The following is a 20,261-nucleotide window of genomic DNA, read 5'->3' on the forward strand; positions in this document are numbered from 1 at the left end:
TATAGAGGGTACAAAACTCATTTGTTCACAGATTAATTATTCTAAAACTCTCAAACTTATCTATGGTCAAACCTTTTAGACAATCTGTCTCCCATAAACTGGATGATGAAAACCAAAAGAACAAGCAATATCAATACTGTATTCATGATGACAATATCATAACCAATATATCCGTACTGATACCCAACCTGTCCCAATCCGCCGGCACCCACAGCACCTCCCATTGCGGAATATCCAACCAAAGTGATCAGGGTAATAGTAGCATTATTAATTAATGAAGGAAGCGATTCCGGAAGCAATACTTTCCTGATAATCTGGAAAGGTGAAGCACCAAGAGCTCTTGCTGTTTCTATTAATCCGTGAGGGACTTCAATAAGGCTGTTCTCAACTAGTCTTGCAATAAAAGGAGCAGCTCCTACACTTAATGGAACCAATGCTGCATTTACTCCAATGGATGTTCCAGCTAAAACTCTTGTAAAAGGGATCATCCATACAATTAAAATGATGAACGGGATCGCCCGGAAAATATTAACGATAATAGATAATGTTCTGTGGTAGATTACATTTTCCAGCAGTTGTCCTTTTCTTGTTAAAAACAGCAGAATTCCTACCGGAAGCCCGAGGACAAATCCAAAAAATCCAGACACAAATGTCATATAAACCGTTTCCCAGGTTCCTTTTGCCAAAAGGGCAATTACCGTATCACTAAGCATATCCTTTTACTGTATTTTGAATTTTATTTTGATTAAAATAATAGATGGCTTTCTGGTTTTCCTCAGTTTCGCCTTGAAGTTGCAAAAGTAGTTTACCAAAATTAGAATTCCCAAAATATTCTACATCAGCTTTCAAAAGTTTGTATGGGATTTTATGTTCATTATATAACGCTGAAAGAATTTGTTCAACGCTTAAGTTTTCGTTAAGTTCTATTTCGACCAGTGGAAATAAACCATCCTGTGGTTCTTTCTGTAGTCTTTTATTAAGTTCCTGTGGCAGGGTCATGATATCTGAATTTATAAATTGTTGGATCACCGGATTTTCTCTGTCCGAAATGATCTCGCCTAAAGTTCCTTTTGCTAATAATTTTCCTTTGTCTATAACGGCAACATGGTTGCAGACCGCTTTGATGACTTCCATCTCATGGGTGATCAGAAGAATAGTAATACCAAGTCTTTCATTGATATCCTTCAGTAATTGTAAGATGGATTGTGTAGTAACCGGGTCAAGAGCACTCGTTGCTTCATCACAAAGCAGAAGATGAGGATCGTTGGCTAATGCCCTTGCAATGGCTACCCTCTGTTTCTGACCTCCGGAAAGACTTCTTGGATAATCATTGGCTTTATCTTCAAGACCTACAATTTTCAGTAATTCGTTGACCTTTTTATTAATTTGATCTTTGCTGCTATGATCCAGTTCCAGAGGAAGTGCTATATTATCAAAAACAGTACGGGAAGAAAGAAGATTGAAATGCTGGAAGATCATTCCTATTTTTTTACGTTCCTCAGCGAGTTGCTTGGAACTTAATTTGGTGAAATCCTTTCCATTGATAATTACCTGCCCTTCATCCGGTCTTTCCAATAGATTAACGGTACGGATCAAAGTACTTTTTCCTGCTCCTGAAAATCCTATAATTCCTACAATATCACCTTTGTCTATATTGAGACTCACCTGATCCAATGCTTTAAAAGCCTGTTTTTTCTGGTGGAATGTTTTTGATATGTTTCTGATTTCTATCATTCTGATGTTTTATACTATTTAAATAGGCTGATATCGTCTGCCTGTTTTGTTAAAAAATCTTTTCACTCTTCTGATTTTGACCTTAGACCGTTTCGAAAGTTTAAAGTATTTGGTAACATTTGTCAGAAGTACTCCCAGCAATATAACTGCCAAACCATATAGCTGACTACCATTGATACTTTGATTGGCTACAATCCACCCTGCAATAACCGTAACGATAGGGTTAATATAGGTATGGGTGCTTACCAATGCAGCGGGTTTCACGGACAACAGCCAAATGTACGACAAATACGCGACTATAGATCCAAAGAAGATCAAAAACAAGACACCCAGCCATGCTGATAATGGGATTACTGATACTGAAAAACCTGTCCATTCCTTTCTGAATAAAGAGATAAGAAATGATGCCAATCCTGCTACAATAAGCTGTTGTGCAATATTCATAAAAGTAGATTGTGATGCCGGATTTTTCTTGGAATATAAAGATCCTAAAACCCATGCAATAGAACTCAAACCTAATACTATAAAAGCTGTAATACGGAGATGACCGTCAGCAGCTGCATGTGCCGCATGTGAATTTACACTGCCTTTTAAAAATAATATGAGTCCTGTAAAACCAATGGCAAGCCCTATCGGAATAAATTTATCTGAAAAATAATACTTCCAGTTTTTTCTGTCAATAGCAATAAACCAAAAAGGACCGGTTGCTATACAGATAGCGGCTTCGGATGCCATCACATATTGTTCTCCCCACGCCACAAGCCCGGTTCCTCCCGTAAGAATAAGGATCCCTGTAATGGCGTTCTTCTTCCAGTTTATCAAAGAATTTGCTCTTTCTCCTTTAGAAAGAAGATATCCCATCATCAGAATGCCTGCTACCAGAAATCTCAATCCGGAAAGTATAAATGGTGGAAAACCTTTTAAGCCAAATGAAATAGCTAAAAACGTCATCCCCCATATTACATAGATGTTTGTAAATGCTAATGGAACTAACCATTTGTTTTTAGAATTGCTCATTTTTATTTTGTTTAATGTTGTTGGTTTTAATAAAAAAAGGCTCTACAACTTGGTAGGGCCTTATGAAAAGTATGTCATATTAAATGTAAGGTCACCCACAGTATTCTTGATGCACAGGCATACAAATAGCTTTCATCATATGTTTCATGATGTTTTTATTTGTTATATTATTCTTTGTTTCTGTGCTCATTTAGTTTTATTTTCTGAATACGCTTGCAAATATATAATATAATTTCAATTAGTCTACTAAAAACATAGACTTTTTAAAGATTAAATTATTGTTAATCATGTAATGTGTTTGTTTTCAGTAAATTGTGTATTTTGTTTTTTTCTTTTCTAATCAATTTAAAATTGTTACTTTTATTTTTAAGTATATTTTTTAATAAAAAAAGAGTTTTTGCTCTTTTATGAAAAAAAGAAAAAGATTTGAAATTTTTAGGAATTGTTTAATGGGGTGAATAAGGTTAATGTCTTTTGAAGTTTTAATTAAGAAAATATACCTGTTTGTGAATTAGAGATAATAAGGCATCTGAGATAAATCGGCATAAAATGATAGCGTATATTAATTGTCAATCATAAAAAATAAAGATCCCACTAGATAAATCTTTCTCTAATGTTAAAAATCGGGTAAGTATTATTTATTAAACTAGTTAAATGTGCACATTGTTTATGAGTAGTAATTTAGCATTAAAATTAAAGACATGGATAATAGAATATTAGGTCTGCATCATATTACTGCCATTGCAGACAATGCAAAAAGAAATTTAGATTTTTACACTCAGGTTTTAGGAGTGAGATTGGTAAAGAGAACTGTAAATTTTGACGATCCGGGAACCTATCATTTCTATTTTGGGAATGAAAATGGAACACCGGGAACTATTCTTACCTTCTTTCCCTGGGAAGGGATAGGGCAGGGGACTAACGGAAGCGGAATGGCTACTCATATTGGGTATTCAGTTCCTAAAGGAAGCTTAGAATTCTGGAAAAACAGATTAAATGGTTTCAATGTCAATGTAGAAGAAGGAGAGCTTTTTGGTGAGAAAATGATTTCATTTAAAGATCCTGACGGACTTCAGTTACAGTTTATAGAGTCCTCCAATGATGACAACCGAAAAGTATGGACAACCGATGATATCAAGGATGAAAATGCATTAAAAGGATTTCATAATGTAACTCTTACTTTGAGAAAAGCAGAGCCTACTATCAAAGTTCTGACAGATATTTTAGGCTATGATCTTCAAAAACAAGAAGCCGACAGATACAGATTGGCAACCAATGCTATTGATACAGCAAATATTATAGATATCATTGAGAATGATAAAATGCCAGCAGGAAGAAATGCAGCAGGAACCAATCATCACATTGCCTTCAGAGTGAAAGATGATAATATATTAATGGAGTACCGTGAAAAAGTATTATCCGCAGGATTGAATATTACTCCGAAGATCAACAGAGATTATTTCTATTCATTGTATTTCCGTGAACCGGGAGGTGTTTTGTTTGAAATTGCAACGGATAATCCGGGATTCACAGTGGATGAAGATTTGGCAGAATTAGGTGAAAATTTAAAATTACCTGCTCAGTATGAAGGGATGAGAGATAAAATAGAAGGTGTATTGCCGAAGTTATCATAGATCATTACCCTAGATTTAGAAAGATATTAATTTTGAAAAAAATAAAAAGATGGAAAGAACAGAAATCGTTTTAGAAGGAAGAAAAGGAGAAATTCAACTTTTCTCAGATGATCAGAAAGCCGGTAAAATGGATATTTCAGTCATTGGAAAAAAACTGACAGTATACCATACTGAAGTAAGCCCCGAATATGAAGGACAAGGCTTTGCTAAAATATTATTGGAAAGGCTGGTTTCCTATGCAAGAGAAAATGATCTGAAAATAGTACCGTTATGTCCTTTTGTGTATGCACAGTTCAAACATCATCCGGAAGAATATAACGATGTATGGTTAAAAGAATAATGCTAAGCAAATAAAAGTTTAAGGAGTGTAAAGGTAAACACGCTTATTGGTAAATTTACCTTTTCACCCTTTTGCTTTCTTAGTTTTATAACAATACCAATTAATAACAACCCTCATTATGAACCTTATAACAGGACTACATCACGTTACAGCAATCACTGGCAATGCTCAGGAAAATATAGACTTTTATACCGGAGTTTTAGGACTTCGTTTAGTGAAAAAAACGGTAAACTTTGATTATTCGGAAGCGTATCACTTTTATTTCGGAGATGAATATGGAACACCCGGAACAATCATGACAACTTTTCCGTATGGGAAAGATCTGATCAATGGAAGGCACGGGAAAGGAATGTTGAATACTACCGCTTTTTCAGTTTCTATTGATGCATTAGATTATTGGATGAGCCGTCTGGAACAATTTAATATCCCCTATAAACAACCTCAGCAAAGGTTTTCTGAAGATGTTTTCATCTATCTTGAAGATTTTGACGGATTGGGTCTTGAGCTTGTTTTTAATGATAAAGATGGAAGAAAGGGATACTATAACGGATATATTCCAAAAGACTACGCTTTAAAAGGAATCCATCATGTTGAAATTTGGCAGGATGCTTATGAAAGAACAGCAGCTCTTTTAATGACTCAGATGGATCATAAAGTTATTACTGAAAGCTCGGACCGCTTGAGATTAGGTACAGAAAATCTTCCGGGAAAATATGTAGACTTACTTTCTACTCCCAATGTGTTGAAAGGGCTTGCTGGCAGAGGTACCGTACATCATGTGGCTTTTGCAACTCCGGATGCAGAATCTCAGCTTAAAATGATTGAACGGTTAAATGTTTATGGATTGGAGCATACAGGAGTAAAAGACCGTAAATATTTTACTTCAGTATATTTTAAAGAACCAGGAGGTATTTTATTTGAGATTGCAACTTCAGGTCCAGGATTCGATGTAGATGAGGAAGCTGCATTTTTAGGAGAAGACCTGCAATTGCCTCAACAGTTTGAAGAGCAAAGAGAACACTTAATTTCTGTTCTTCCAAAAATAAATTATCCAACAGAAAAATTCAGATAGTAAATGAGTCATACTTTAAATATAAAAACAGCAGGAATACCATTAAAACAGGCAAAAAAAGCTTTGATTATGGTGCACGGACGAGGTGGAAGTGCTCAGGATATTTTGAGCATTTCCCAACATTTGAATGTAAATGATTATGCGGTATTGGCTCCACAAGCCTTGAATCATACCTGGTATCCATTGTCGTTTATGGCACCCGTAGATCAGAACGAACCATGGTTGTCATCAGCTCTTGAAATCATTGGTGAGACGGTTCAGGCTGTTACAGATGCAGGAATAGCTCCGGAGAATATTTATTTTTTCGGGTTTTCTCAAGGGGCATGTCTTGCTTTAGAGTTTTTAGTAAGAAATGCTCAGAAATTTGGTGGGGCAGTAGCTATTATTGGTGGTGTGATCGGTGATAAGATTAACCGTGAGAATTATAAAGGTGATTTTGCCGGAACTTCTGTCTTGTTAGCAACCAGTAATCCTGATTTCCATGTTCCTGTTGAAAGAGTATATGCTACAGCAAATATTCTAAAAGAGATGAACGCTGAGGTAACGGAGAAAGTATATGCCAATTTTGGGCACTTTATCAATGAGGAGGAAATACAACTTGCCAACTCAATCATATTTAAATAAATAGTCTAGCCTTGATCCGGAAAGATGTTACAAAAATAAAATTCTTAAGAAATGACAAAGTGTGCAGATAAATAAATCGTACAGTTTGTCATTCTGTAGAATCTAAAGAATACATTAATTAAAAAACAGAGATCATGAATATTACCCGTATTTTCAGTGATAAAGAAGGAGATACACATTTTGAAAGTATTAATATTCCACTTGTAGATCAAGGAGATATCGGATTTTTATCTGAAACTTTTGATGTTCAAAAACTACAGTTTCGAAAAGTCTCTGCAAATTACAATTATGATTTTCATTGTGCTCCTCAGATACAATATATTGTGCTCCTGGATGGCGGAGTGGAAATAGAAACTTCGTTGGGTATAAAAAAGAAATTCCAAACAGGTGAGATCCTTTTGGTAGAAGACATTACAGGGAAAGGACATAAAACAAAGAATCTGGAGAAAAAGGAAAGAACATCATTGTTTATTTATGTAAAAGATTAAATTTTATTAAACACTAAATATCTATTTTTCAATAATCAACTTTAAAACCATGCATGAGAAATTACTTTTAATTTTAGGATTATTATTAATCGTCATGATGCTGGTCATGCTGGCACAACGAATCAAAATTGCTTATCCTATTTTTCTGGTCCTGGCAGGATTGGGAATCAGTATGATTCCAGGGGTTCCGGTTTTAAAACTGGACCCTGATATTATATTTTTAATCTTTTTACCTCCACTATTATATGAAGCAGCTTGGTATACCTCCTGGAATGATTTCTGGAAATGGAAGCGCCCTATCGGCTTACTTGCTTTTGGATTGGTATTTCTAACGTCTTTAGTTGTAGCATATGTTTCCCAGGCTTTAATCCCGGGTTTTACTTTAGCATTAGGGTTTTTATTAGGTGGGATTGTGTCTCCTCCTGATGCTGTGGCAGCAACAACTGTACTGAAAGGTTTGAAAGTTCCAAAACGAACAATCGCCATATTGGAAGGAGAAAGTTTAATTAATGATGCTTCTTCATTAATTGTTTTCCGTTTTGCTTTAGCAGCTGTGATGACAGGTGTTTTTTCAATGCATGAAGCAACAGGACAGTTCTTTCTGGTAGCAGGAATGGGCATTGTGGTGGGAATTGTCGGAGCACATATTTTCTATGTGATTCATAGGTTTTTACCAACTACCCCGGCTATTGATGCGGCACTTACTGTAATGACACCTTACATTTTATTTCTTTCTGCCGAGCATTTCCACTTTTCAGGAGTAATGGCAGTGGTAAGTGGCGGATTGTTCATGTCTTTCCGTGCTCATGAGATTTTTAAAACAGGAACCACAAGAATCAATATGACAGGAGTCTGGAATACCCTGATATTTGTAATGAATGCTTTAGTATTTGTCTTAATAGGTCTTGAACTTCCTGATATTATCAATGGTTTAGGAGAAACTTCATTAATGCAGGGAATTAAATATGGTTTGATTATAAGCCTGATTGTGATTGTCGTTCGTTTGTTGTGGATTTATCCTGTTGCCCATATTCCAAGATGGATGAGTGCTAAGGCTCGTCGTGATGCTAGTCCGGGGTGGAAAAATCCATTGATTATCGGATGGGCAGGGATGAGAGGAGTAGTTTCTTTAGCAACAGCCCTTTCTATACCGGTTATGATGAATTCACAGACTGAATTTCCTATGAGAAACCTGATTATTTTTATCACATTTATCGTTATTTTTGTAACATTGGTTTTTCAGGGACTTACATTACCTTTGATCATTAAATTAACAAAAATTGGAGAGCTTGATCATGTTCTTCCTTCTCATGAACAACAAGCCGGAATTCAAATAAGACTTGATAAGCTGGCTGTCAACAGACTCAATCATGAATATGAAACCTCCATTACTACAAATAACCTGATAGAAAATCTTAAAAAAGCACTGGAAAATGATATCACACTTCATGAAAATCATTTAAATTCTGTAGAAATGTGTAGCAACAGACAAAGTGATATGAAAGAATATCAGAATATTATGCTTGATATTTTTGCATTGCAAAGAAAAGAACTGTTTAAGATGAAGCGGGAAAAGGTTTTCACTGATGATGAGATTCGTAAGGCAGAGTCGCAACTGGATTTGAATGAATTGAAAATAACAGGGAATAAACACCTGTAGAAAAAGTAAAAGTATATGAGTGCTAGTATTTTATTGAATGTCAGTCGGTCAATAGAAAACTGTACTCATATACTTTAAATATAACGCCTTAATTTTGAGCATAATGAAAACACTACATTTTTTAGTCTTAGGAAAGAATCAGGAAATTTTGGATGTCCTAAAAAGAATTATTGAAAATAATGAAGGCTGGACTGCGGAAATTCAGAGTGATGAAGAACAAAGCTATAGATATATCAAAGAGCAGAAGGTAGATATTGTACTTTTGAGCTCAGGGCTGGATGATCGGTTTGAAATAGACATTAAAGTATTTTGTGCTGATTTCGATAAGGATGTGAAGGTAATTGATCATTACGGAGGCGGAAGTGGACTTTTAAAGAATGAAGTTTACAGTCTTTTTCCTAATTTGCGGGAGTAAATTTTACTCCATGTTTGAAAATATCATTAAAAATATTACAAGGTTCGCCGCCATTACACCAGAAGAAGAAAATGTATTTACAGATTTACTGGTGTGTGAGAAATATCCCAAGAAAACAGTTCTATTAAAAGAAGGCGAAATATGTCAGTTTGAAGGCTATATTCATAAAGGATGTGTGAGAATGTACTGTCTGGACGATAATGGAACTGAAGTGACATTGCTGTTTGCCATTGAAGATTGGTGGATCAGCGATATTGCATCATTCCAGGATCAGAAACCTTCTAAAGTTTATATTGAAACGCTGGAAGACTCAGAAATTTATATGTTGAGCCCATCAACAAAAGAGCAGCTATTACATGAAATTCCCAAATTTGAAAGAGTTTTCAGAATGTTGGTTCAGAGAAACCTTACTACCTTTCAAAGTCGTCTCGTAGATACTATTTCTAAATCTGCCTCAGACCGATACTTAGAGTTCATTAAAGTATATCCTTCCATTCCCCAAAGAGTTGCACAATACTATATAGCTTCCTATTTAGGAGTTTCAAAAGAATTTGTAAGCACTATCAGAAAACGTCTTGCCTCAAAAGAAAAATAAGCTGATCATATTTTCATAGAAAGTAAAGATTCAATAGCATTAATAACTTTTTTAATGAACTGAACTTTTAAAACTCTCACAAAATAAAATCAGCAAAATCTGCGAGAGCAACATTTCGTCATTCATTAACTCCACAGAATAAAATTATTGATGCATCTATAGTCAATCTAAAGCTCATCATACACAATCTTATCGGAGATAAAATCTTTGCGTCTTACATCAGCTGCATTTAAAATAATCTTGCGCCTTCGCGATTTCTAACAACTTCAATTATTCAACATTTATTTTAAAATAAAGCAATTTATTAAACTAGTTAAATGTGTAACCATTCCCGTTGTTCTAAATTTGTCATATCAAAAACAAACAAATAACACTTGATATATGGACAGAAAAGATTTTTTAAAAAAAGGGTTACTCGGAACAGGAATGTTTGTAGCATCTGCTTCTCTGGGAAATACAATGAAAAACGAAATTGACGAGATTGAGCCATTAGAGCCCATTGGATATAATCATTTGCCTAATACAGAATCAAAAATTAAAGACAACTCTGTCATTCATAAAGCAGATTCAAGAGGGAAAGCAGATCATGGTTGGTTACTGAGCCAGCATACTTTTAGCTTTGCTAATTATCATAATCCGGAAAGAATGCATTTTGGAGTACTGAGAGTTTTGAATGATGACAGAGTAGAAGCAGGACGTGGTTTCGGAACCCATCCACATGACAATATGGAGATCATCAGTATTCCTTTGGAAGGTGATCTTGAGCATAAAGACAGCATGGGAAACACTGCCATCATCAAAAGTGGAGATATTCAGGTGATGAGTGCCGGAACAGGAATCATGCATAGTGAATTCAATAAAAACAGTGATCAGTTGGTGAAATTTCTACAGATTTGGGTATATCCGAAAAAAAGAAACGTAACGCCAAGATATGATCAGATTACTTTAGATAAAACAAAAAGCCAAAATAAATTTCTACAGATTCTTTCTCCAAATGCTGACGATGAAGGCGTATGGATTCATCAGGATGCATGGTTTCATCTGGGAACTTTTGATCAGGGACAGGAAATTAATTATCAGATCAGAAAAAAAGGAAATGGAGTTTATGCGTTTATCCTTAAAGGAAGCGCAGAAATCGAAGGTCAGAAAGTAGAAGAGAGAGATGGTTTTGGAGTTTGGGATATTAAAGATTTAAATATAAAAGCTACATCAGAAGGTTCGGAAATACTGTTAATGGAAGTTCCTATGACAATGTAAAATTATAATATCATGAAAAATTCGGTAAATAAACTATTGATAGCTATTGTATTAGTGTTTTCAAACCTGATACTTGCTCAGACTACAAGTGTAGGAACATCCAAAAATTGGGGTTCAGTAGATGGGATTTCCATGATAGGATTAGTACAAGGTCCTTCTTCTGCAAATGCTCAACTTCAGGTAGCGTGTGTTTTCGAATACACGGAAGGGGATATTTTCAACGCTTCGGCTTTACCTGCTAACCTGAACGGATTGGTACATTTAGATGAAGCTTTGAAAGGGGAACTTACCAATATCAGAAAATCAGGACAATTTCTGGGACATTCCTTAGAAACTATTTTAATAGTGCCTCCTGCCGGATCTATGTCTGCAAAAAAACTATTATTGATAGGCTTAGGTGATCGTAATAAATTTACGCCGGATTTAATGATCTCAGTAGGAGAGGTGGCTGCTCGTGAAGCAATGAGATTGGGTGTTTCCAATTTTGCTTTTGCCAGTGATCTGAAAGATGCCGGAATAGACTCTCCCACGGCTTTAGTAGCAGGAAATGTAGTAAGAGGTATTGTGAATGCCAGTCGTTCTGAGAATTATTTAAAAGAACATAAGCTATCAACTACCAAAAAATTAGAAAAAGTATATCTGTTGGCTGGTCCTGCCTTCTTTGAAACTGCAGGCGATGGAATTTCAGAAGCCATTACAGAAGCCAAAAAGAAATAATGAACAGGTTTCATTAATATTGTTGATCCTGCCTCCTTTTTTAAGGGGGCTTTTTGCATAAACACCTTAATAATGATGAAAATAGGAGCAAATAGTCACTATTTATGAGCCCAATAACTTCCTTCTTTCATCTTCAGGCTTCAAACTAAATTAGCTAAAGTCAAAAAAAATCCCGATTTTTGTAGTCTTTCAATAAACCCGAGTTCATGAAATTATGTATTGCCGAAAAACCCAGTGTTGCCAGAGATATCGCCAAAGTATTAGGTGCTACCACGCCTAAACAAGGCTATATGGAAGGGAACGGCTATTGCGTGACATGGACGTTCGGACATCTTTGTACCTTAAAAGAACCTCACGATTACGGTCCGCAGTTCAAATCCTGGAATCTTTTTTCATTACCCATTATTCCGGGTAGTTTTGGGATCAAGCTGATTCCCAATAAAGGAGTTGAAAATCAATTTAAAGTAATTGAAAGACTAGTCGAAGAATGTGATGAGGTCATTAACTGTGGGGATGCCGGGCAAGAGGGAGAATTGATCCAGCGTTGGGTATTACAGAAAGCAAAATGTAATAAACCGATCCAGCGTTTATGGATTTCTTCATTGACGGAAGAAGCGATTAAAGAAGGCTTTGCAACTTTAAAACCAGCCGAAGATTACAAAAACCTTTATCTTGCCGGAAACGCAAGAGCAATTGGAGATTGGCTATTGGGAATCAATGCGACAAGGCTTTTTACAAAGAAATTTGGAGGAAACAAAGCAGTACTTTCCATTGGAAGGGTTCAGACCCCTACATTGGCAATGCTGGTGCAGCGTCAGAAAGAAATTGATGCCTTTACCACAGAAGAATACTGGGAACTTAAAACGAAATACCGTGACGTTATTTTCAATGCTGCGATTGACCGTTTAAAAACCCTGGAGCGTGCAGAAAAAGGATTGGAATACCTTAAAGTAAACCCTTTTGAGATCATTTCATTTGAAATTAAAGAAGGAAAAGAAAAGAATCCAAGACTTTTTGACCTTACCGGATTGCAGGTGGAAGCCAATAAAAAATACGGATATTCTGCAGAAAATACCCTGAATTATATCCAGAGTCTTTATGAAAAGAAACACGTAACCTATCCACGTGTTGATACCACTTATCTATCCGAAAGTTTGTATCCGAAAATTGGCGGAATTCTTCAGAAAATGCATTTTTATCAGGATCTGATTGCTCCATTATTAGAAGCTCCGATTCCAAAATCCAAGGCAGTTTTTGATGATGCAAAAGTAACCGATCACCATGCAATTATACCTACCGAAGTTCCACCTTCTCAAAATCTGAGCAGGGAAGAAAAACTGATCTATGACCTGATTGCAAAACGTTTTATAGCCGTTTTTTATCCTGAATGTAAAATTTCAAATACATTAGTAGAAGGAAAAGTAGGAACCATTCCTTTCAAAACCAGTGGAAGACAAATACTGGAACCGGGATGGAGAGCTGTTTATGCAAAAGAACCTAAAGAAGAATCTACAGATAAAGAAAAAGAAAAGGAAGAAGAACAAACCATTCCTGAGTTTACTGTGGGAGAAACAGGACCTCATGATCCAATGATCCACCAGGGAAAAACATCTCCTCCAAAACCTTATACCGAAGCAACGTTGCTGAGAGCAATGGAAACAGCCGGAAGACAGGTAGAAGATGAAGAACTTCGTGAATTATTGAAAAACAACGGAATCGGAAGACCTTCCACCCGTGCGAATATCATCGAAACTCTTTTCAAAAGAAAATATATCGAGAAGAAAAGAAAGAACCTAATTGCAACCCAAACCGGAATTCAGCTGATCGATACTATTGAGGACGAACTTTTAAAAAGCCCGGAGCTTACCGGAGAATGGGAATCAAAACTTCGTAAAATAGAGAAAGGCGAGTATGAAGCTAATCTTTTCAAAGAAGAACTGATTCAGATGGTGACGGAGCTTACCGATAAAGTGGTATACGGAAAAGGAAAAGTAATTACACTGCAAGAAGAAGAGAAAGAGGAAACTAAAGAAAAGAAAAAAAGAGAACCTGCACAGAAAAAAGAACTTCAGGCATGGGAAGATACCAAGTGCCCGAAATGTAAAGAACACAACCTCATCAAAGGTAAAACCGCTGTAGGCTGTTCGGACTTTAAAAACTGCGGGTTTAAAATCACTTTTGAAATTTTCGGAAAGAAACTGTCTGATAAACAATTGATGGATCTGGTTGTAAAAGGAAAAACCTCAAAGCTGAAAGGCTTCACTACACATCCTGAAAGTCTGTCAGAAGGAGTTTTATCTTTAACAGATGATTTTCAGGTTCAGCTTTCTTAAATAACTGAATCTACTTCAAACAAAAAACAATTTATTGTATAAATACAGAAAAACCCGCCAATATTGGCGGGTTTTCTATGATATAAGTGATATCCTATTAGAATCTGAAAGTTGCAGCCAGAGACCACGTTCTTCCGAAACCTAAGAATCCTGTATTACCATCAGCCACACCTTGATAAACTCTTCCAGCTTCCTGGTAAGTTTTTCCGGCACCCGGACCATTGGCAATTTTATCAGTTGTATGAATATTAGAGCTTAATTCAGAAATATAATATGTATTAAATAAATTATATACGTTAGCTCTTAATGTTAATGATTTTTTAGAATCAATAGTAAACTTATAGCTGGCACCCACATCAAATAAATGGTAGCTAGGTAATTTTACGATTCCTTTTTCCCTTGCTGCTTCAGTAAGGAAGTTGATAGGGTTGAACTGTGCATATAGCTTGTCATAATACTCCCAGTTTGCATCAATGCTGAATGCTTTTGTAATATTATAATCCGCTCCGATGCTTGCTGTTGTTTGTGCAGCGTCACCCACTTTCAGATCTTTAATATTGATGGTTCCTGTTGCTCCGGAAACCTCCTGGTTGTTCTGAACATCAATAATGTTGAAACTTGCATTTCCTTTATACTTCCAGTTTCCAAATGAAACCATCCCTCTCAATCTAAGGTTTGTGAAAGGTCTTGCTTTTGCTTCCAATTCAACTCCCTGGTGAAGTTGTCCTACATTCAGTGCATTATAGAAATAAGAATTTCCAAGTTTTAACTGAGGGAAGTTTGTGATATCTGTAGAAGTCGCGTTGAATGTTCTTGAAATAAATCTGTCATCCCATTGCGTTCTGTACGCGTTGATGTTCACATCGATATAACGGGATTTGAAACCATATCCTAATTCTACAGAGAAAATTCTTTCATTCTTCGCATCGTTGTAGATATTCTGGTTAGATGGGAATAATGCATTGAATAACGGCTGCCTTGAAATGATTCCCGTATTGAAGAATACATTATGGTGATCATCAATATTATAGTTAGCACCTCCTTTTACGATATAGCCCGTTTTGTGGTACCATTTTGTTTCCTGGTTCCCCGGAGTATACAGCATATAATCTCTTCTCTTATAATACTGCTCGGAAACTGATCCCTGAACAGATGCACTTAGCTTTTCAGAGCTATATTCCACCATTCCGTAAATACCAGCCCATTTTACTAAACCTTCATTGTGAACAGAAATTTTCTGAGCATTATTAAGCTTGGTAAGAGGTTCAGGTTTTACCGTACGATCGATAAAATATCCTTTAGGAGAATTCACTGTACTGCCTACAAATAAAGCATCTGATCCTAGCATATCGGTAGCAATATCATAAAGAGCTCCTTTATATGTTTTAAGATCAATACCTCCGTTGAAAGTCCAGTTGTTCTTTTTATAATTTAAATCGGCAATTACTCCGTACCAGTCGTGAGCGTTGATACTTTGCTTTCTGAAAATACCAGTATTTCCGTTTAAGGTAGCTACGTATTGACCATTATGATCGGTAGGAGAACCTGCAGGAGCCGTAAAGGTTGATTTCTGGAAAGTATTTCCATTGTAATCAGTTACCATACCTCCTCTGTTATAACGGTAGATCATATCCCAGTTGATGGTACCATCTCCGCCAGGACCATTGTTGGCAAAGTTCATTACATCTCCGTTAGCATTTTTGATAGAACCATTCAGTCCGGTACCACCGCCACCACGTCCCCAAGAACCATAAAGAACTGTGGAAAGTTTCAGGTTGTCATTAATATTCCAGTCCCAGTTAAGAGAGGCAATTGGCTTATGGTAGAAGTTTGGAGCTAAATTGAATTCAGAACCGTTCAGCATTCCCGTTTGAGGGTTGAATCTTCTTCCGTAAGTATCAAACTGTCTAAGTGTTGCCACATTCGCTCCCGTTGCAGAAGATCTTCTTGTGTCGTGTACCTGTGGTGCACCTGTTGCAATCAAATTGAACGCATGCTTTTCATTAGGCTTAAATCCTGTAGAGAAAAACCATGAATATCCTTCCCCCTTAGTTCCGTTGATGTAACCATCACCTTGCCAACGAGAAAGTAATACTGTAGTTCCCCATTTGTTTTTTAATCCCGAAGAATACATTGCAGATAATCTGGAGTAGTTGTCATTACCCATCTCCGCTTTTACCATTCCTTTTTGCTCAGAATCCGTAGCTTTAGTTACAATATTAATCGTTCCTCCAACAGACGGAACTACAAATTTAGAAGCACCTAAACCTCTCTGAATCTGAATAGAACTTGCAATATCTGCCAATCCGGTCCAGTTAGACCAGTAAACAGTACCTCCCTGCATGTCGTTCACAGGCTGTCCGTTGATGATTACCGCAATATTGGCACCATCAAAACCTCTCATGTTAATTCTACTGTCTCCAAATCCACCACCTACTTTGGTAACGTATACAGATGGTGTAGACTTCATAATCTCAGGGAACTCTCTGTTTCCTAATTTCTCCTGAATTTCAGCTGCCTTAATGTTGGAAACTGCTACAGGCGTTTTTCTTTCTTTGGCTGTCTGGGAAAGGTTTCTTCCCACCAACATCACCTCATCAATAGATTTAGATTTTTCTAAAGAATCCTTCGTACTCTGCCCATAATACAAGGCGGCAGTTGGTAATACAAGCGCTATAAGAAGTCGCTTATTGAAAATAGTGTTCATGAAATAAACTAGCGTGTTTGATTTTAAGGCTGCAAAGATGAATATTTTATTTTGAATAGAGTATTAAATCTTCACGAAGTGATTTTATGAAAAATATCATCTCAAATTATTGACGATTTTTTTGGATATCTCATATTAATTCCACTTTATTGTTTTCAATTTGGTAAGTAAGTATTCTGGCTTAAACATAATTTAATCTGCTTTTTTTATATATGATCCGCAGATTGAGCAAATTAAGCAGATGAAAACCTTGTTTTTTTAAATTTAAATTAACATTATTTATACGAAATATTAAAAAATAACTAAAGTGCTTAAAAAACGCCGTATTATCAATTTTTTAATCTTTTAATCATTCTTTTTTAAATCAATTTTTATATTTACATTCAAATTGAAAGCAATGACCCCAGAAAAAAAGAAACTCATCACAGACAGCTTCAACCGTTCCGAAACTTTGAAATTCTATAAAGCAGAACTTCTGGAAGCAGAAACCGATTTTATATCCATTAAAATTCCTAAAATGGAGCTGATGACCAGAAAAGCAGGAATGTTCAATGGTGCTATGATCGCTTCATTAGTAGATGTTTCCTCAGGATATGCAGCGGTGAGTCATTATCCGGAAGACTGTTATGTGGTAACTGTTGAATTAAAAGTAAATTATCTTCGTCCGGCAATTGGAGATGCTTTGGTGTCAAAATCTTATGTTATTAAAGGAGGAGCGAAAATCAGTGTTATCAGAACGGAAATCTATGTTCAGAGTGAAGGTTCTGATTCACAAAGTCATGTGGCAACTTCACTGGTAACGATGATGAAGATAAAATAACCTATCTATTTCGAAAATGTTCTTTAAACAAAGGGTTTGCTGAATGTTTTTTACTGAAATGGAATGGCTTTTGCTCAACAAAACCAATAAACATTAAAAAATAACGATATGAACTTAATTATCCGATTGTTTGTTACGGCAATAGTTGCCTACCTTTTAACTAAAGTTTTACCGGGAGTACATTTTGAAGGCTTCTCATCTGCTATTATCTTTGCAATAGTACTTGGAGTTTTAAACATATTTGTAAAACCAATTTTAAGTCTGTTCGGACTTCCGCTTACTATCATTACCTTAGGATTCTTTGCATTGGTAATCAACGCAGGGATTATCCTTATTGCTGATTATTTTATAGACAGTATGGTGGTAGACGGCTTCTGGTGGGCGTTTATCTTCAGTATTTTATTATCAATTGTTACTTCACTGGCGAATTCAATGTTCTCGGATGGAGATTAGTAGATTTTATAAGATATAATATAAAAAAGTCCGTTGGTAGGTGCCAGCGGATTTTTTATGCCTTAATGTTTTCCAATTAGAGACGGTTACAGTTAATAAAAATAATAAACTGGACTGTTTTCTTGTCTTCTCTTACTTTTAAACCTTTCTTCTTTTGATATTTTATTGTGTATTGTCAATTTTAATTGTTAATTCTTTCGGTAATTTTTATTTTAAATATTAACTTTGGCAATCTTTGAATTTAATGAAAGGGTTTTATGAGATCACTGTGATTTTGTAAGGTCCGATAAAAATGAATATCAACATATGAAACTTAAGTACAGCCTGCTGGCTTTGGCAGCTCCGCTTTTAATGAATGCACAACAATTAATGACGCCTGAGATTCTTTGGACTTTGAAAAAAGTAGGAGTACAGGCAGTTTCACCAGATCAAGCTTCTCTTATCTATAAAGTAGGACAGGTAGATCTGAAGACAGAAAAAACAAAAAACGAGAACTATTTTCTTAATGTTCTTAATAATCAGTCTTCAAAAATCGATTTCGGTAAAAAATCTCTGATCCAGTGGGATAAAAACGGAATTTATGCTCAGGAAGGAGATAAAATCTATCTTTCAAAAGATGCAGGAAAAACGTGGGCAGAATTTTATACTATCGGTGAAGTAGATAACATCGTGATTTCTCCTGATGGAAAAAGAATTGCTTTCAGTAAGCAGGTTTTGGTAGAAAAATTGATGGGGAAAGACAAATACAGCGATACTCCTAAAACTACCGCTCAGGTATATACAGACCTTAATCACAGACACTGGGATTATTTCAACGAAGGGAAATACAACCATGTATTTGTGGTAAATACTGCCGATAAAGTAGAGGCTGCTAAAGATTTGTTAGAAGGTAAAACCTGGGATTCTCCACAAAGACCTTTCGGAGGTGCTGAAGATTTTATCTGGAGCCCGGATTCTGCACAGCTTTTATATGTCACAAAACCTAAAAGTGGTAAAGAGTATGCAACAAGTACCAATACGGATATCTTCGCATATGATATGGCAACAGGAACAACAAAAAACCTGACGGAAACCAATAAAGGATATGACGTAAACCCAAAATTTAGCCCGGACGGAAAATCTCTGACCTGGCAAAGTATGGCTAGAGATGGGTATGAAGCTGATAAAAATGACGTGAAAATCATGGATTGGAAGTCTGGAAAGACAACTAATCTTACAGCAGCTTGGGATGACAGCGTTTCCGGAGATGTACTTTGGGGTGCAGATTCAAAAACAATTTACTTTACAGCTGCTTACAGAGGAACAAAACAATTGTTCTCTTTAGATTCAAAATCTGCAAAAGTACAACAGATCACCAAAGGAGACTTTGATGTGAATGAAGTTTTCACAGACAATAAGACTTCAGTTTTAGTAGGAAGAACAGATGTAAACCATGCTACGGAATTATTCTCTGTAAACCTTAAAAACGGAGAAATGAAGCAGGTTACCGAGACAAATAAAGATGCTTATGCTAAATTGGCTCAAGGTAAATCTGAACTTAAAATGGTAAAAACTTCAGACGGAAAAGAAATGGGAGTATGGTTCCATTATCCGCCGAATTTTGATCCAAACAAAAAATATCCAACATTAGTATACTGCCAGGGAGGACCACAGTCTGCATTGACGCAATATTTCAGCATCAGATGGAACTTTGCTTTGATGACGGCAAACGATTATATCGTAGTCGCTCCAAACAGAAGAGGTATGCCAGGTTGGGGAACAAAATGGAATGAAGAGATTTCAAAAGACTGGGGCGGACAGCCAATGAGAGATTATCTTGCAGCAACAGATTATGCTAAGACATTACCATACGTAGACGGTGATAGAGTAGCAGCTGTAGGAGCAAGTTACGGAGGTTATAGCGTATTTATGTTGGCTGGAATTCATGAAAACAGATTCAAAACATTTATCGCTCACGATGGATTATTTGATATGAAATCATGGTATCTTACAACAGAAGAACTTTGGTTTGCAAACTGGGATATCGGTTCTCCATGGGAAAAACCGCAGCCAAAAGCTTATACAGAGTTTAATCCAAGCAACTTCGTAGAAAAATGGAACAAACCTATCATGATTGTTCAGGGTGGAATTGATTTCCGTGTACCTTACGAACAAGGACAGGAAGCTTTCCAGGCTGCAAAATTAAGAGGATTGAAATCTAAATTGGTTTACTTCCCGAATGAAAATCACTGGGTACTTCATCCACAAAACGGATTGGTATGGCAGAGAGAATTCTTTGACTGGTTAAAAGAAACATTATAATATATCAATGAAAGCGGGCTAAAGCCCGCTTTTTTTATGTTGAAGAGTTCAATGATTTCACCAGGCGAGGTGATTTTTTGATTTTTATATTATT

The 20,261-nt window shown here is 36.1% G+C and carries 18 protein-coding genes; 14 read left to right on the forward strand and 4 right to left on the reverse strand.

Going from position 1 to position 20,261, the window contains the following annotated elements; all coding sequences use genetic code 11:
* Positions 1-56: 56 nt before the first annotated feature.
* From metI to BW983_RS01465, 3 genes are read right to left on the reverse strand one after another with little or no spacing between them, the layout of a single operon-like run.
* A complete protein-coding gene (metI, locus tag BW983_RS01455) occupies positions 57-713 on the reverse strand; it encodes a methionine ABC transporter permease MetI (protein WP_076549352.1) in 657 nt (218 codons plus the stop codon).
* Positions 706-1,734 (reverse strand): methionine ABC transporter ATP-binding protein, encoded by a 1,029-nt coding sequence (locus tag BW983_RS01460; RefSeq protein WP_076549354.1) that lies wholly within the window; start codon positions 1,732-1,734, stop codon positions 706-708. Before BW983_RS01460 ends, metI begins: the two co-directional genes overlap by 8 nt.
* A gap of 18 nt (positions 1,735-1,752) precedes the next feature.
* Positions 1,753-2,751 (reverse strand): EamA family transporter, encoded by a 999-nt coding sequence (locus tag BW983_RS01465; RefSeq protein ID WP_076549356.1) that lies wholly within the window; start codon positions 2,749-2,751, stop codon positions 1,753-1,755.
* 701 nt (positions 2,752-3,452) lie between these two features.
* On the opposite strand from BW983_RS01465, the gene BW983_RS01470 reads away from it, so the two are divergent.
* The 11 genes from BW983_RS01470 to BW983_RS01520 all read left to right on the forward strand — a co-directional run bounded on the left by BW983_RS01470 (position 3,453) and on the right by BW983_RS01520 (position 13,886).
* Positions 3,453-4,385: a ring-cleaving dioxygenase gene (locus BW983_RS01470; protein ID WP_076549358.1), complete on the forward strand. Its 933-nt coding sequence runs from the start codon at positions 3,453-3,455 to the stop codon at positions 4,383-4,385.
* A 49-nt stretch (positions 4,386-4,434) separates the two neighbouring features.
* Positions 4,435-4,725, forward strand: coding sequence for a GNAT family N-acetyltransferase (locus BW983_RS01475; RefSeq protein ID WP_065392932.1), 291 nt, complete (start codon positions 4,435-4,437; stop codon positions 4,723-4,725).
* Between the two features lie 118 nt (positions 4,726-4,843).
* The gene (locus tag BW983_RS01480) at positions 4,844-5,797 is read left to right on the forward strand and encodes a VOC family protein (protein WP_076549360.1); all 954 of its coding nucleotides are present in this window, start codon (positions 4,844-4,846) and stop codon (positions 5,795-5,797) included.
* A gap of 3 nt (positions 5,798-5,800) precedes the next feature.
* Positions 5,801-6,421, forward strand: a complete 621-nt coding sequence (locus BW983_RS01485; RefSeq protein WP_076549361.1) for an alpha/beta hydrolase — start codon at positions 5,801-5,803, stop codon at positions 6,419-6,421.
* 134 nt (positions 6,422-6,555) lie between these two features.
* Complete coding sequence (locus BW983_RS01490; protein ID WP_076549363.1) at positions 6,556-6,909, forward strand: cupin domain-containing protein; 354 nt, start codon at positions 6,556-6,558, stop codon at positions 6,907-6,909.
* A gap of 49 nt (positions 6,910-6,958) precedes the next feature.
* On the forward strand, positions 6,959-8,569 hold the full coding sequence (locus tag BW983_RS01495) for a Na+/H+ antiporter (protein ID WP_076549365.1): 1,611 nt from the start codon (positions 6,959-6,961) through the stop codon (positions 8,567-8,569).
* A gap of 103 nt (positions 8,570-8,672) precedes the next feature.
* Positions 8,673-8,984 (forward strand): hypothetical protein, encoded by a 312-nt coding sequence (locus tag BW983_RS01500; protein WP_076549367.1) that lies wholly within the window; start codon positions 8,673-8,675, stop codon positions 8,982-8,984.
* Between the two features lie 10 nt (positions 8,985-8,994).
* Positions 8,995-9,579, forward strand: a complete 585-nt coding sequence (locus BW983_RS01505) for a Crp/Fnr family transcriptional regulator (protein ID WP_076549368.1) — start codon at positions 8,995-8,997, stop codon at positions 9,577-9,579.
* Between the two features lie 381 nt (positions 9,580-9,960).
* Positions 9,961-10,836 carry a pirin family protein gene (locus BW983_RS01510; protein ID WP_076549370.1) on the forward strand — a complete coding sequence of 292 codons (876 nt, stop codon included), beginning with the start codon at positions 9,961-9,963 and terminating at the stop codon, positions 10,834-10,836.
* A gap of 12 nt (positions 10,837-10,848) precedes the next feature.
* Entirely contained in the window at positions 10,849-11,553 is a 705-nt protein-coding gene (locus BW983_RS01515; protein ID WP_076549372.1) for a M17 family peptidase N-terminal domain-containing protein, read from the forward strand.
* Between the two features lie 206 nt (positions 11,554-11,759).
* Positions 11,760-13,886, forward strand: coding sequence for a type IA DNA topoisomerase (locus BW983_RS01520; protein ID WP_076549374.1), 2,127 nt, complete (start codon positions 11,760-11,762; stop codon positions 13,884-13,886).
* Positions 13,887-13,983: 97 nt separating this feature from the next.
* Here the strand turns inward: BW983_RS01520 and BW983_RS01525 are convergent, their stop codons facing one another.
* A complete protein-coding gene (locus BW983_RS01525; RefSeq protein WP_076549375.1) occupies positions 13,984-16,593 on the reverse strand; it encodes a TonB-dependent receptor in 2,610 nt (869 codons plus the stop codon).
* Between the two features lie 397 nt (positions 16,594-16,990).
* Here BW983_RS01525 and BW983_RS01530 point away from each other — a divergent pair, with 397 nt between their 5' ends.
* From BW983_RS01530 to BW983_RS01540, 3 genes are all read left to right on the forward strand, one after another.
* A complete protein-coding gene (locus BW983_RS01530; protein ID WP_076549377.1) occupies positions 16,991-17,413 on the forward strand; it encodes a PaaI family thioesterase in 423 nt (140 codons plus the stop codon).
* A 108-nt stretch (positions 17,414-17,521) separates the two neighbouring features.
* The gene (locus BW983_RS01535; RefSeq protein WP_076549379.1) at positions 17,522-17,866 is read left to right on the forward strand and encodes a phage holin family protein; all 345 of its coding nucleotides are present in this window, start codon (positions 17,522-17,524) and stop codon (positions 17,864-17,866) included.
* Positions 17,867-18,172: 306 nt separating this feature from the next.
* Positions 18,173-20,167 (forward strand): S9 family peptidase, encoded by a 1,995-nt coding sequence (locus BW983_RS01540; RefSeq protein ID WP_076549381.1) that lies wholly within the window; start codon positions 18,173-18,175, stop codon positions 20,165-20,167.
* Positions 20,168-20,261 lie beyond the last annotated feature (94 nt).

The sequence above is a fragment of the Chryseobacterium ureilyticum genome (assembly GCF_900156735.1).
GTDB lineage: Bacteria > Bacteroidota > Bacteroidia > Flavobacteriales > Weeksellaceae > Chryseobacterium > Chryseobacterium ureilyticum.